The sequence below is a fragment of the Pseudomonas sp. TJI-51 genome, assembly GCF_000190455.2.
Lineage (GTDB): Bacteria > Pseudomonadota > Gammaproteobacteria > Pseudomonadales > Pseudomonadaceae > Aquipseudomonas > Aquipseudomonas juntendi.
On record NZ_AEWE02000006.1, the window covers coordinates 191 to 13,822 of the forward strand.

Consider the following 13,632-nt stretch of genomic DNA (forward strand, 5'->3'; position numbering starts at 1 on the left):
CTGTAGGAGCTGGCTTGCCGACGATTGGCTGCGAAGCAGCCCCATTGGGTGTTACTCACACTCAAGTGAACTACCCGCTAGCGGTGGTGCACAGCTTCCCAGCGAGATACAAGCCCATTACAATCGCGATGAATTCCTATTCTCGTTTTCGCGTGGGTAACAAGATGTCCGGATCGGTCACGGAAACGACGCACCATCAACACCTGCACAGGCTGTATCAGGATCACAACGGTTGGCTACGTGGCTGGTTGCGCCAACGTTTGAGTAATTCGGCGGATGCTGCCGATCTTGCCCAGGACACGTTCGTACGGGTAATGGTCGCGCGCACCGCCCATTCGCTGCAGCACCCCCGTCATTACCTGGCGACCATCGCGCGCGGGTTGGTCATCGACCTGTATCGCCGCCGCAGCCTGGAGCAGGCGTACCTGCAAGCATTGGCGTCCAGGCCAGACGTTCATGCGCCCTGTGCCGAGACCCGGGCAATCATTCTGGAAAGCCTGCTGGCCATAGACCGCATGCTCGACGGCCTGGGGCTGCGTACACGGCAAATATTCCTTGCTGTGCAACTGGATGGGCTGACGTATGAGAAGACCGCCGAGCGTTTCAATGTGTCGGTCAGCACCGTGCGCAAGCACCTGGCCAAGGGCCTGATGCACTGCCTGTTGATGGACGGCGAATGAACCAGGTACTGGCCCAGGCGGTTGAATGGCATGTTCGCCTCAATGACAGCAGCGCCACCCAGGCCACCCGCGCGCAATGGCAGGCCTGGCTGGATGCCGACCCCGTGCATGCACAAGCCTGGCAGCGTGTAGAGCGGTTGCAACAACGTTTGAGCCTGGCACCCGCTGGCGTGGTCTCCACCACCATCGAGCAGGCACGCCAGCATAGAAGGGCGGTACTCAAACAGCTGGTCGTGCTGCTTGGGGTCGGTGCAACCGGCTGGGCAGGCTACCGGGCTTCGCCCTTCGCCGCCGACTACAGCACGGGCGTCGGCCAACGGCAGCGGCTGACGCTGGCCGATGGCAGTGTACTGGTGCTGGATACCGCCACGCGGGTGGATGTGCTGTTCGATGCCCAGCAACGGCTGATCGTGTTGCGCCAAGGTGCCATTCTGGTCGACACCGCAAAAGATGCTCGCGCCCTTAGCGTGCAGACTGCGCAGGGGCGTGTCGAGGCGCTCGGCACCCGATTCACGGTGCGTCAGGACGATGGCACTACCCGGGTTGCCGTGCAAGCGCATGCCGTGCGGGTCAGGCCGCAACTGGGCCTCGGCCAGGCACTGCGCGCCGAAGCGGGGCAGGCCGTGAGCTTCAGCGCAACCACCATAGGCCCCCTGCAGCCAGCGCCAGAACAGGGCTCTGCGTGGGCGCGCGGCATGCTGGTTGCCGTGGACTGGCGCCTGGATGCGGTACTGGCCGAGCTCTCCCGCTATCGCCACGGTGTGCTGAGCTGCTCGCCTGATATCGCCGGCCTGCGGATCTCCGGCACTTTTCTGCTCGACGATACCGAGGGCGCGCTGGCCAACCTGGAGGCCTCACTGCCGGTTCGGGTCCGCCGCCTGACCCGTTACTGGGTAAGGCTGGAACGCCAGGCGGCATGACGGTGAATTTTTCTGCATAGAGGGGTAACAGATTTTCATTCCTGTTTCGGCTCTACCTGCATGTGCGCATCAGACGCACCCATTGCCAACGCTGACAGGAAACCTTTCATGCAAGTACGCCCCCTCTTTTCTGGCCTTTGCGGCCAACCCACAGCACGGGCCCTGTGCTTTGCTGGCGCCGTATTGGCGGTGACGCCTGCCTGGGCCAAACCGATCGACTATGACATCCCCGCTGGCACGTTGGCTGCCGCCTTGAGTCAGCTCGCTGCCGCCAGTGGCGTGATGATCACCTTCAGCTCGGAACAAACAGCGGGCTTGAGCTCGCCAGGGCTGCACGGTAGCTACGAGGTGGAGCAAGGTTTCGCCCACGTGCTTCAGGGCAGCGGGTTGCGCATTGTGCAGGCTGGCGAAAAACGGTTCGTACTCGCCAGCATGGAACCCGGCGGGGCCCTGCAGCTGGGCGCTACCACCATCGATGCAGCAGGCCTGGGCGCCATCACGGAAGGGACCGGCGCCTACACCACGGGTGCCACCAACGCCGCCACCAAGCTTGCCTTGTCATTGCGCGAGACCCCGCAAACGGTCAGCGTGATGACACGCCAGCGCATGGAAGACCAGCAACTCACCACACTGAGCGATGTGCTGAAACAGACGCCAGGCCTTTCCGTGCAGAACATCGACAGTGAACGCGTGAACATCTATTCGCGTGGGTATGCCCTGGACAGTTACCAGTTCGATGGCATCCCGACCACCTTGATCGTGCAAACCAGCGCAAGCCCGCAGAGCCTGATCGATACCTCGGTCTATGACCGGGTCGAAATCGTCAGGGGCGCCACCGGTTTGATGACCGGTGCCGGCGACCCCTCTGGCAGTGTCAACCTGGTCCGCAAGCGGCCAACCGCCGGGTTCCAGGGCTCGGTCAGCGCCGGCGCAGGCTCGTGGGACACGTATCGCACCGAAGTGGATGTGTCTGGCCCGCTGACCACCGATGCGCGCTTGCGCGGCCGCGCTGTCATGGCTTACCAGCAGGGCAACAGCTTCATCGACCACTACCAGCAGGAGAAGCAAACGTATTACGGCATTCTGGAAGCTGACCTCACCGACAGTACGCTGCTGACGGTCGGTTTCGACTACCAGAAGAATGACCCGCGTGGCGTATCCTTCGCCAGCTTCCCGTTGTTCTACAGCGACGGCAAGCAGACTGACTTCCCACGCTCCATCAACGCCGGGGCGCGCTGGAGCTATCGCCAGCAGAACACGCTCAATACCTTCGCGACCCTCGAGCACGGCCTGGGCAACGACTGGAAACTGAAGCTGGCCGTGAACAACATGTACAGCACCCGGGACTATTCGCTGGCTTCGCTCAGTGGTGGGGCACCTGACCGTGAAACAGGTGAGGGCGCCTACCTTTACGGGGGAGATGGCTATGGCTCCCAGCGCCAATTGGGTCTCGACGCCATGGCCCAGGGGCCGTTCCAGTTCCTGGGCCGCGAGCATGAACTGGTATTGGGCCTGAGCGCTTCGCAGTTTAAGGACTACAGCGACCCGGACGATGACGACCTGGAGATGCGCCCGGCCAATATCCATAGCTGGGACAACGACACCGAGCGGCCGACATCGGTCGGTAAACTGATGAACGACGACACCACGATTCGCCAGGATGCGGCGTACATGGTGGCACGCTTCAAGCCGGCGGACGATCTGTCGCTGATTGTCGGTGCCCGTGTCGGTGACTACAGCTACAAGAAGAAAGCCATCTACAACCCGCCTTACACGCGTTCGTCCAGCACTGCCGAAAGCCGTGAAAGCGGCTTCATAACGCCTTATGCCGGGGTGGTGTATGACCTCGACGACATTCATTCGGTGTACGCCGGCTACACGACGATCTACAAGCCTCAAGCCCTACGAGAGCAAAACGGCAGGAACCTGGAGCCGAGGGAAGGGGACAACTACGAAGTTGGCCTGAAAAGCGAGTTCTTCGACGGCCGCGTCAACACGGCCATTGCCCTTTATGAAATAAAACAGGACAACCTGGGGGTTCCCACGGGCGAAACCGTGGAAGGCACGGTGCGCGAGTCGGCCTACCGCGCGGTGGCCGGCGCGAAAACGCGCGGTATCGACATGGAAATCTTTGGCGAAGTGCTCCCGGACTGGAATGTCAGCGCAAGCTACAGCCATAGCGTTACCAAGGATGCCGACCATGAGCGCATCAGAACCGAAGCACCGGCTAACTTGATAAAGCTCTGGACGACCTACCGTCTTCAAGGGGACCTGAACCCATTGACCATCGGCGGGGGCCTGAACTGGCAAAGTGGCATGAGCGTGACGACGAGCCAGGGCAAGGCGACGCAGGAACAGTATGCCGTGTTCAACGTGATGGCGCGTTATGACATCACCCGGCAGCTGAGCGCTTCTGTCAACGTCAACAACGTGTTCGACAAGCAGTATTTCAGCGCCCTGGACCCGACCTTCTTCACCGGCTACTACGGTGAGCCACGCAATGTCATGTTCAGCACCCGGTACGCTTTTTAACGCGGGGAGGGTGCAGGCCCGCCGACGCCTCAGGCCAGCCTTTGCAGATAGCCCGGCGCGTCAGGTTCGGGCAGCACCGACAGCACCTTGAGCCGCTGCAAGGTCCGTTCGCGGGCCTTGCACAGGTGGTCACGCAGGCATGAACAGGCAGTGTCGACGGTGCCGTACAGCAAGGCTTCGAAGACCAGGCGGTGCTCCACCAGCATGGCTTCGTCATTGCTGGACTGCAGGGCTTCGTGCAAGACCCGGCCGACATTCATGGGGATCTGACATTGGCGAATGACTGCTGCCATGCGGGTATTGGCCACGCCGGCGATGCAGGCCACATGCAGGTCCTGCTCGAGTTGTTCGATGTCGGCGCGCTTCACATCACGGCCGGCGGCCTGCGCACTGACTACGCGGTGCAGCATCGCTTCAAGATCACTGCGGCTGACATGCTCGACGCCTTGGCGCAGGGCATCCGGCTCCAGCAGCATCCGTAGCTCGTAATCGTGCTTGACCGCCTCGGCCGTCAGCGGGCCGGCGAGCCATTGCGAGTAGGGCTCTTTTTCCACCAGACCTTTGTCGCGCAATCGCATCAACGATTCCCTGACGACATTCCGGCTGACGTTGAGTTCTTCGGCGGCACTCTGCTCATCGATTCGGTAATGACCAAAGACCATGAACCGCACGACTGTCTGGGCAAGGTGGTCGTAAATACGCTCACCTACCGGGCGGTAATCGATCAGGTCTTCTTGTGGCTCCAGCCCCAGGAGCTTGCGCGTGAGCGGTGCGCGCAACGGGATTGCGCTGGTGCCCTGGGGGTCGACGAGAAAGCCCCGGCCCTCGAAGCGGCGGATCAGCCCTTCCTCATGCAGCAGGTTCAGGGCCTGGCGTACCGGTACCCGGCTGGTGCCGAACAGTTCTGCCAAAGGCCCCTCCACCAGCACCAGCCCTGGCGCCGTCTGCCCACCCAGAATCGCCTCGCGCAGGGTGTTCCGGATGATCTCGTAACGAGAGGCCGGGCGGTCTTCAAGGGGTTGGGTAACAGACATCAGAGGGTTCTCATGAAGCGTGGGAGGCCAGTTTCGCACAAGCGAAGCGAGATGTGACCGGTCCCCGGTGACACTGCTGTGAACGGTTTTGGGGCAGGCTGTTACCGAACACCCCAAAATGTATCATCCAGTAAAACATACATTTAATAGGCGCAACCGTGATTGGCTACAGCGGGCCATCGCCAGCCCTTGGCAAACACGGATCCGCGCACTTCTATGAATCGCTGCACAAGGTTGGCACGACGCATGCTTATGCAAATGTACGTATTACACAAATGTACATTTAAGAGGTTTTGCCATGCGTGCCGATGCGCTTTCCCTGGCCGGGCAGTTTGCTGCGGGAACCCACGACCCTGTTACTGCGATGGAAGCGGCACTGGTGAGCGCTCAGCAGGTGCCGGCTGCATTCATCACCCTGTGCGAGGCGCGGGCGCTGCGCGAAGCGGCAGCGGCCAGGTGCCGCTGGCAAGCTGGGCAACCGTTGTCTGCGTTCGATGGGGTACCGGTCGTCTGGAAAGACCTGTACGACCTGGCCGACCACATCACCACTGCAGGCGCGAAGGTGCGCTTGCACGCGCAACCGGCGCGGCGTGATTGCGCACTGGCCACGGCGCTCAGCCGGGCGGGCATGGTCAGCGTGGCAAAGACCAACCTCAGTGAGCTGGCGTATTCGGGGCTGGGCCTCAATCCCCATTTCGGCACGCCAACCAACCTGGGCTTCGCCGGCGCCGCACGCGCGCCGGGTGGCTCGTCATCGGGATCGGCAATTGCGGTCGCCCAAGGTGTGGCCCCTATCGCCATGTCGACCGACACTGCCGGCTCCATCCGGGTGCCGGCGGCGTTCAATGGTTTGGTCGGCTACCGCAGCAGTGCCAAGCGGTACTCATTCGAAGGGGTCACCCCCCTGGCACGGTCCCTCGACTCGCTGGGGCCCATTACCCGTAGCGTGCGCGATGCCATCGTCCTCGACAACCTGCTACTGGGCGACCACCTTGGCATGCCGCTAGACACCGTTGCCCTGCCCATCGCCGGGCTCAAGATTTGCGTGGATGCGCAGTTGCTGGGCGACGCACGCATTCAGCCAGAAGTCAGGGCCAACCTTGTTGCGGCACTGGAGCGGTTGGCTGCAGCCGGCGCGGTGGTCGAGCACAAAGCTGTCCCGGCCTTCCAGCAAGCACTGGAGGTGATCGAGCAAATCGGTTGGCTGGGCGGCGCCGAGGCTTTTGCCCTTTACCAAGGGCTGCTCGACAGCCCGCAGGCCGAGCAACTGGACCCCCGGGTGCGCAAGCGGCTCGAGGGCGCCCGTGCCTACCCAGCCAGCAAGCAAGTGCTGCTGTACCAGGCTGCCGAAGCACTGAAAGCACAGATCGCGCACGAGCTGGACGGGGCCTTCCTGGTAACCCCGACCGTCGGCCATGTGGCGCCACTGCTGGCACCGCTGGAAGAGGACGCAGAGCTGTTCGTTGCTACCAACCTGGCAACGCTGCGGCTGACCATGCCGGGCAGCATGTTGGACATGCCTGGCGTTGCGTTGCCAAGCGGCACGGGGGAGGCAGGGCTACCTACCAGCCTGCTGCTTTCGAGTTCGAGTGGGAATGACAAGGGGTTGCTGCGAGCTGCATTGGCGATCGAGCCCTACGTGCGCGCTGGGCTTTGAGCCAGCCCACCGGGCAGGCAGCGGCGCCTGCAATCAATTGAATAACCAAGAGGTCGAGATAATGACAAAAGAAATTTTTGTATCGATTGGCGTTGACGTGGACGCGGTAGCCGGTTGGCTGGGCTCCTACGGGGGTGAGGACTCGCCTGACGATATCTCGCGCGGTCTGTTTGCCGGCGAAGTGGGCGCGCCGCGCCTTCTCAAGCTGTTCAAGCAATATGACCTGCGCACAACCTGGTTCATCCCGGGCCATTCGGTGGAGACCTTCCCCGAGCAGATGAAGGCGGTGGTTGAAGCGGGGCATGAAGTGGGCATTCATGGGTACAGCCATGAGAACCCGATCGCGATGACGCCGGAACAGGAAGAAATCGTTCTGGACAAATCGATTGAAATCATCACCCGGTTGGCAGGCAAGCGGCCCACGGGCTATGTGGCGCCGTGGTGGGAGTTCAGCAACGTTACCAACGAACTGCTGCTGAAGAAGGGCATCAAGTACGACCACAGCCTGATGCACAACGACTTCCACCCTTACTACGTTCGAGTGAAGGACAGCTGGAGCAAAATCGATTACAGCCAGCACCCCGATACCTGGATGAAGCCCTTGGTGCGCGGTGAAGAGACCGATCTGGTCGAGATACCGGCCAACTGGTACCTCGATGACTTGCCGCCGATGATGTTCATCAAGAAATCGCCCAACAGCCACGGCTTCGTCAACCCGCGCCACCTTGAAGAGATGTGGCGTGATCAGTTCGACTGGGTCTACCGGGAGAATGACTACGCGGTATTCCCCATCACCATTCACCCCGATGTGTCCGGCCGGCCTCAGGTGCTGCTCATGCTCGAGCGGCTTATCGAGCACATGAAAAGCCACCCAGGTGTGAAGTTCGTCACCATGGACGAAATCGCCGACGACTTTATCCGGCGCCAACCGCGCAAGCGTTGAGCCACTGCTTCGGTTAGCACGTTTTCAAGCGGATCCAAAACAAGAGAAGCGCCGATATGACCACTACGCAAGCCACCACCACGGCTCCTGTGACCGAGCCTGGTACCTGGAAACCGGTACAGCTGGAATCCAGAGATGTCAGATACGCAACCTGGATTGCCTTCTTCGCCTGGGTTTTTGCAGTTTACGATTTCATCCTGTTCGGCACCCTGCTGCCGGTCATGGGCGGGCATTTCACCTGGAGTGAAGCTGAACAGGCGGAAATTGCCACCTGGGTAGCGGTCGGCGGCGCTGTCGTGGCCTTCATTGTCGGGCCGCTGGTGGACAAGATCGGGCGCCGTGGCGGGATCATCTTCACCATTGGCGGCACCGCACTGTGCTCTGCGCTGACAGCGGTGTGTGCCGGCATGGGCAAGGGGCCGTTGATTGCCGTGCGTTCGGTGGCAGGGCTGGGTTACGCCGAGGAAGGGGTCAACGCTACCTACCTGACCGAGGTGTACGCAGCGTCGACCGACCCGAAACTGATCAAGCGCCGCGGCTTCGTCTACAGCCTGGTACAAAGCGGCTGGCCGGTTGGGGCGTTGATCGCAGCAGGCCTGACGGCATTGTTGCTGCCGCACATTGGCTGGCAGGGTTGCTTCATCTTCGCCGCTTTACCTGCGCTGGTAGTTGCCATCCTGGCGCGCAAGCTCAAGGAAAGTCCCCAGTTCCAGGTGCATCAGCGCATCCACCAGTTGCGCAAAGCAGGCGACGAACCTGCCGCGCGCAGCCTGGCGCGCGAGTACAACGTCGACTACGACGAGCACGCCAAAGCCGGTGTTGCTGCTGCCTTCCGTGGGGCGGCCCTGCGATCGACCGTGGTCTTGAGCCTGGCGATCCTGCTGAACTGGTCGGCTATCCAGGTGTTCAGCGTGCTGGGCACGTCGGTGATCGTGAGTGTTCACAAGCTGTCGTTCGAGAACTCCTTGTGGATCCTGGTGTTGTCCAACCTGGTGGGCTTCATCGGCTACCTGGTTCACGGTTGGCTGGGTGACCGGATTGGCCGGCGCAATACCGTAGCGCTGGGCTGGATGTGTGGCGGCCTGGCCTTCTTCGCCATGATCCAGGGCCCCAGCGACCTGGTCACGGTCATCGCCTTCTACAGCCTTGGCCTGTTCTTCCTGACCGGCCCTTACTCCGCCATGTTGTTTTTCATGGGCGAGAGCTTCCCCACCAGTATCCGTGCCACAGGCGGCGCCATCGTGCATGCCATGGGGCCGATCGGCGCCATCGTCGCCGGGCTGGGGATTACCAGCGTGTTGTCCACTGGCGGTGAATGGCACAGCGCGGCGCTCTGGTTCGGCGCGCTGCCTTGCTTCCTGTCGGGCTTGATCATGCTTGCCGCCCGGCATGTCGAACCTCTTTCAGTCAAATAACCAGGAGTTGCACACATGTCTCGACCCGTAGCGTTGGTCACTGGGGCTGCCAGTGGCATTGGCCAGGCGGTCGCCGTCGCGTACGCCCGGATGGGGGTGCGCGTGATGGGCGGCTACCTGCCCGCCGACCCGCATGACCCCGCTGAAACGGAGCGGTTGGTCGCCCAGGCCGGCGGCGAATGTTCGATGATGGCGATGGACGTTACCGACAGCGCCTCACTGGACGCCATCGCCGCCGCGGCAGTCGAGCGCTTCGGTCGGCTCGATTATGCCGTGGCCAACGCCGGGCTTTTGCGCCGGGCGCCGCTGCTGGAAATGTCGGACGAGCAATGGAATGAAATGCTCAACGTCGACCTTACCGGCGTGATGCGCACCTTCCGCAGCGCAAGCCGCCACATTCGGGAAGGCGGCGCACTGGTGGCCATTTCGTCGATTGCCGGTGGCGTGTATGGCTGGCAGGACCACGCGCATTACGCAGCGGCCAAGGCTGGGGTGCCCGGGTTGTGCCGCTCCCTGGCGGTGGAATTTGCCCCCAGGGGCCTCCGTTGCAACACCATCATTCCCGGCCTGATCGAAACCCCGCAATCGCTGGACAGCAAAAATTCGCTGGGCGCCGACGGCCTGGCCAAGGCGGGCAAGGCGATCCCGTTGGGGCGCGTAGGGCGCGCCAGCGAGGTTGCCGACCTGGTCTGCTTCCTGACCGGCCCTGCGTCGAGCTACATCACCGGCCAGAGCATCGTGATCGATGGCGGCCTTACGGTGCGCTGGCCTGAATAGGAAATTGCTGCGCCGCAAGCTCGCCTTGCGGCCGCGAGGAGAACAAGCATGAAACCATTGCAGAACCGCCGCGCCGTCATCACCGGCGCAGGGAGTGGCATCGGCGCGGCCATCGCCCATGCCTACGCCGATGCGGGCGCGCTGCTCGTGTTGTGTGACCGCGACCCCCAGCGCCTGGCGTTAGTCGCGAACCAATGCCGCGACCGCGGCGCGCAGGTGATCGAATCTGTTGCTGATGTAGGTAGCCGGGAGGGTGCGCAAGCCGGTGTAGATGCCTGCGTGGCAGCGCTGGGGGGCATCGATGTGCTGGTCAACAATGCCGGCATGCTGACCCAGGCTCCCTGTGTGGACCTGACCCAGGAAATGTGGGATGAAATGCTGCGGGTGGACCTGACCAGCGTGTTCGTCGCAAGCCAGCGCGCGCTGCCGTACATGCTGGCGCAGCAGTGGGGGCGCATCATCAACATCGCCTCCCAGCTGGGGATCAAGGGCGGTGCACAACTGGCGCACTATGCGGCAGCCAAAGCCGGCGTGATCGGTTTCAGCAAGTCGCTGGCACTGGAGGTGAGCAAGGGCAACGTACTGGTCAACTGCGTGGCGCCAGGGCCGATTGAAACCCCGCTGGTGGAGGGGATCAGCCAGGCGTGGAAGGTTGCCAAGGCCAAGGAGCTGCCGTTGGGCCGCTTCGGCAAGGCTGAAGAAGTGGCACCGATCGCCGTGCTGTTGGCGAGCGAGCCTGGCGGCAACCTGTTCGTCGGCCAAACCCTTAACCCCAATTCCGGCGATGTAATGCCTTGAGGTGAGCCATGTGTGGACTTTGCGGCCTGATCGGTGAGGACGCGCACTGGAGCGACCCCCTGGACACGAGCCTTCCCGGCCGCCGTGAGCGCTTGCGGCGCATCGCCGCGATCAATCAGGTGGTAGCACCCTTCAGGCTCAAGGTCAGTGACGTGCAGGGTGCGTCGTATCTGGTGCAAGGCCCTACCGGCAAGCAGGGTGTTGCCTCGGGTCTGGATCAGCTCTGGCAGACCGCCGAAAGCATACTGGGGCGCACCCTTGACCCCCTGGATCCGCGCATCCTCGATCACCTGGAGGCGTCGGCATGAGCCTGCAGATCAATGTGCTGACAGGTTTTCTGGGCAGTGGCAAAACCACCTTGCTCAAGCGGGTGCTGGCCAATGCGGACATGGGCGACACGGCGGTGCTCATCAACGAGTATGGGGAGGTGGGGATCGATGACGTGCTGGTGCAGGAAGTTGCCCCCGATACGGTGTTGCTGCCGAGTGGGTGTGTCTGCTGTTCTGTTAGGGGGGATCTGAAGCAAGCGCTGATCGACCTGCACGGCAAGCGTGCGCGCGGGGAGGTTCCGGCTTTTCGCCGCGTGCTCCTGGAAACCACAGGCCTGGCCGACCCCGCGCCCATTCTTGCCACGCTGCAGCGAGACCCACAACTGCGCGGCCGCTATCACGTGGGCCTGATGGTGACGGTGGTCGACGCCCAGCACGCCATGCTTCAGGAGCGGATTCACCCCGAGTGGCTGGGCCAGGTCACGGCTGCCGATCGGCTGCTGGTGAGCAAGGCAGACCTGGTAAGCGCTGCGGTGCTCGACCCGTTGCTGGCACACTTGCAAGCCCTCAACCCGACGGCATCCATCGCGTTGGCGAGCACGGTCGGGCAGGGCGATGAGCAGCTTCTGGGCGAGGGGCTGAGAAGCCTGGAGCCCGATGAGGAGGTCGCCAGGTGGCTGCTGTTTGCGCCCACCCGGCAGCCGCACCACGGCGGCGCCCAGGTGTGTGCACTGGAGTACGACACACCGTTGGATTGGCTTGCCTTCGGGGTTTGGTTGTCGATGCTGCTAAGATGCCACGGAGACCGAATTCTGCGGGTCAAAGGGATCTTGAATGTGATCGATGCTGAACAACCTATCGTCATTCACGGCGTACAGCACTGCCTGCATCCGCCCGTGCATCTTCGCCAGTGGCCAGGGCAGGCGCGGCGCTCGCGCCTGGTGATCATCGTGCGCGATCTGGATACCCAGCTGCTGCGCCGCTCTTTCCAGGCTTTTTTGCAGCGCCTGGGGCGTGCGGCATGAGTGGCCCGGTCACGTTGCGGGTATTGGGCACATCGGTCACGCTGCTGGAGCCCATTCGCTTGCGCGCGGAAAAAGAACTGGGCATTCGCATCGAGTACCAGATCCACGATGTACAGACGGTTCAACGCATTGCGTTGATGCACCCTGAACGCTATGACCTGTACGACCAATGGTTCCATAGCATGGATTTTGTCTGGCCGGCCGGCGCCATCCAGCCCATCGACATCCGCCGGGTCGCCTTGTGGGACGAGATCAACGACCTGCCCAAGCGGGGCCGGCTGCACGCTGGGGATGAGCTGGCCGGCGGCAGCCTGCCCTGCGACCGGCTGTATGTTCAGCATGACCGGACCCTGGCCAACCGCCCGACAGACTGGATCAGCATGCTGCCGCTGACCCACAACGCGGACAGCTTTGCCTACAGGCCGGACCTTCTGCCGCCGGGGTTCGGTATCGAGAACGAGAGCTGGTCCTGGTTGGTTGACCCCAACTGGTGTGGGCATGTGGCGTTGCAGAGCGATGCAGCCATCGGGGCGCTGGACGCGGCACTGGCGGTGCAGGCCAAGGGGTTGGCCACGTTCGATGTGATCGCGAACCTGCGCCTGGACGAGATCGACCAGCTTGCGGCAGTGCTCATCAAGCTTCAGCGCCAAGGCCATTTCGCCGCGTTCTGGTCTGATGACCGCGACGCAGGCAAGCTGATGCTGGGCCCCAAGGTGCACATCGAGAGTGTCTGGTCGCCTGCCTTGATGCAGCTGCACCGCGAAGGCATTCAGTACCGCCAGGCCGTGCCCAGGGAGGGTTACCGTGGCTGGTTTGGTGGCCTGTCGTTGTCCCGTGCCGTTGAGGGTGGGGTGAAAGATGCGGCCTATGCCTACCTGAACTGGTGGTTGGCTGGTTGGCCAGGCGCGATGATGGCCCGGCAAGGGTTCTACATTTCCAATCCACTGCGCGCGCGCGATCACCTGTCGGCTGCAGAGTGGGATTACTGGTACGAGGGCAAGCCAGCCCGCGAGCAGTTGCTGGGCAGTGATGGCGAACCGCTGATCGAGCCTGGGCAGCTACGCGAAGGGGGCGCCTACGCCGAGCGTGTGGGCCGTATCAGGGTCTGGAACTCGGTGATGGATGAGCATAATTACCTGGTGCGCAAGTGGGCTGATTTTTTGCGGGCGGGTAAATGAGCCGGTCGCAGACCGGCGCCAAATACCCACGCACGCCGGACGGGCGCTATTTCGTCGTCAACGGCCAGCTCTGGCGCTGCAGCAACCCTGCGCTTGCAGACGAAGCGCGCCAGCACCTGGTGGGCGCGTTGATGGAGGCGCGGCGGGCCGTGAAGCAGGCAAAAGCCTGCGACGATGCAGCCGCTTTGAAGCGGGCCAGGGCAGCGGTCAATGATGCCAAGGTTGCATTAGGCGAGCGTGGGCCGGTGTGGTGGGATGACGGTAGCCCTGATTACAACCGCTACAAGGCTACCAACACCCCTTATGCTGCCTGGTACGACCGGCTGGGGGCGCAGCCGTGAAGGCCTTTCACCGCGCCGCCAGGGCCGCGAACCTTGCCAGCGTTCAGCGCCGAACCGATCTGA

Annotated in this window: 13 protein-coding genes; 12 read left to right on the plus strand and 1 reads right to left on the minus strand. The window is 62.6% G+C overall.

What is annotated here, in order from left to right; genetic code table 11:
• Positions 1–164 precede the first annotated feature (164 nt).
• The 3 genes from G1E_RS01290 to G1E_RS01300 all read left to right on the plus strand — a co-directional run bounded on the left by G1E_RS01290 (position 165) and on the right by G1E_RS01300 (position 4,132).
• Positions 165–680 (plus strand): sigma-70 family RNA polymerase sigma factor, encoded by a 516-nt coding sequence (locus tag G1E_RS01290; RefSeq protein ID WP_033690784.1) that lies wholly within the window; start codon positions 165–167, stop codon positions 678–680.
• The gene (locus G1E_RS01295) at positions 677–1,600 is read left to right on the plus strand and encodes a FecR domain-containing protein (RefSeq protein ID WP_047149570.1); all 924 of its coding nucleotides are present in this window, start codon (positions 677–679) and stop codon (positions 1,598–1,600) included. The genes G1E_RS01290 and G1E_RS01295 overlap by 4 nt, the downstream gene beginning before the upstream one ends.
• 108 nt (positions 1,601–1,708) lie before the next feature.
• Positions 1,709–4,132 (plus strand): TonB-dependent receptor, encoded by a 2,424-nt coding sequence (locus G1E_RS01300; RefSeq protein WP_047149571.1) that lies wholly within the window; start codon positions 1,709–1,711, stop codon positions 4,130–4,132.
• 29 nt (positions 4,133–4,161) lie between these two features.
• On the opposite strand, the gene G1E_RS01305 is transcribed toward G1E_RS01300, so the two are convergent.
• A complete protein-coding gene (locus G1E_RS01305) occupies positions 4,162–5,166 on the minus strand; it encodes a GntR family transcriptional regulator (RefSeq protein WP_009684838.1) in 1,005 nt (334 codons plus the stop codon).
• Positions 5,167–5,464: 298 nt separating this feature from the next.
• On the opposite strand from G1E_RS01305, the gene G1E_RS01310 reads away from it, so the two are divergent.
• The 9 genes from G1E_RS01310 (at position 5,465) to G1E_RS01350 (ending at position 13,569) form a co-directional block, all read left to right on the plus strand.
• Complete coding sequence (locus G1E_RS01310) at positions 5,465–6,823, plus strand: amidase (RefSeq protein WP_009684839.1); 1,359 nt, start codon at positions 5,465–5,467, stop codon at positions 6,821–6,823.
• A gap of 61 nt (positions 6,824–6,884) precedes the next feature.
• Complete coding sequence (locus G1E_RS01315; RefSeq protein ID WP_009684840.1) at positions 6,885–7,766, plus strand: polysaccharide deacetylase; 882 nt, start codon at positions 6,885–6,887, stop codon at positions 7,764–7,766.
• 56 nt (positions 7,767–7,822) lie between these two features.
• Positions 7,823–9,181 carry an MFS transporter gene (locus G1E_RS01320; RefSeq protein ID WP_009684841.1) on the plus strand — a complete coding sequence of 453 codons (1,359 nt, stop codon included), beginning with the start codon at positions 7,823–7,825 and terminating at the stop codon, positions 9,179–9,181.
• 15 nt (positions 9,182–9,196) lie between these two features.
• Complete coding sequence (locus tag G1E_RS01325; protein ID WP_047149572.1) at positions 9,197–9,958, plus strand: SDR family NAD(P)-dependent oxidoreductase; 762 nt, start codon at positions 9,197–9,199, stop codon at positions 9,956–9,958.
• A 48-nt stretch (positions 9,959–10,006) separates the two neighbouring features.
• Positions 10,007–10,756, plus strand: coding sequence for an SDR family NAD(P)-dependent oxidoreductase (locus tag G1E_RS01330; RefSeq protein ID WP_009684843.1), 750 nt, complete (start codon positions 10,007–10,009; stop codon positions 10,754–10,756).
• Positions 10,757–10,764: 8 nt separating this feature from the next.
• Entirely contained in the window at positions 10,765–11,064 is a 300-nt protein-coding gene (locus G1E_RS01335; protein ID WP_009684844.1) for a hypothetical protein, read from the plus strand.
• Positions 11,061–12,050 (plus strand): GTP-binding protein, encoded by a 990-nt coding sequence (locus tag G1E_RS01340; RefSeq protein WP_047149573.1) that lies wholly within the window; start codon positions 11,061–11,063, stop codon positions 12,048–12,050. The genes G1E_RS01335 and G1E_RS01340 overlap by 4 nt, the downstream gene beginning before the upstream one ends.
• Positions 12,047–13,228, plus strand: a complete 1,182-nt coding sequence (locus tag G1E_RS01345; protein ID WP_009684847.1) for a PotD/PotF family extracellular solute-binding protein — start codon at positions 12,047–12,049, stop codon at positions 13,226–13,228. Before G1E_RS01340 ends, G1E_RS01345 begins: the two co-directional genes overlap by 4 nt.
• A complete protein-coding gene (locus G1E_RS01350; protein WP_047149574.1) occupies positions 13,225–13,569 on the plus strand; it encodes a hypothetical protein in 345 nt (114 codons plus the stop codon). Before G1E_RS01345 ends, G1E_RS01350 begins: the two co-directional genes overlap by 4 nt.
• Positions 13,570–13,632 lie beyond the last annotated feature (63 nt).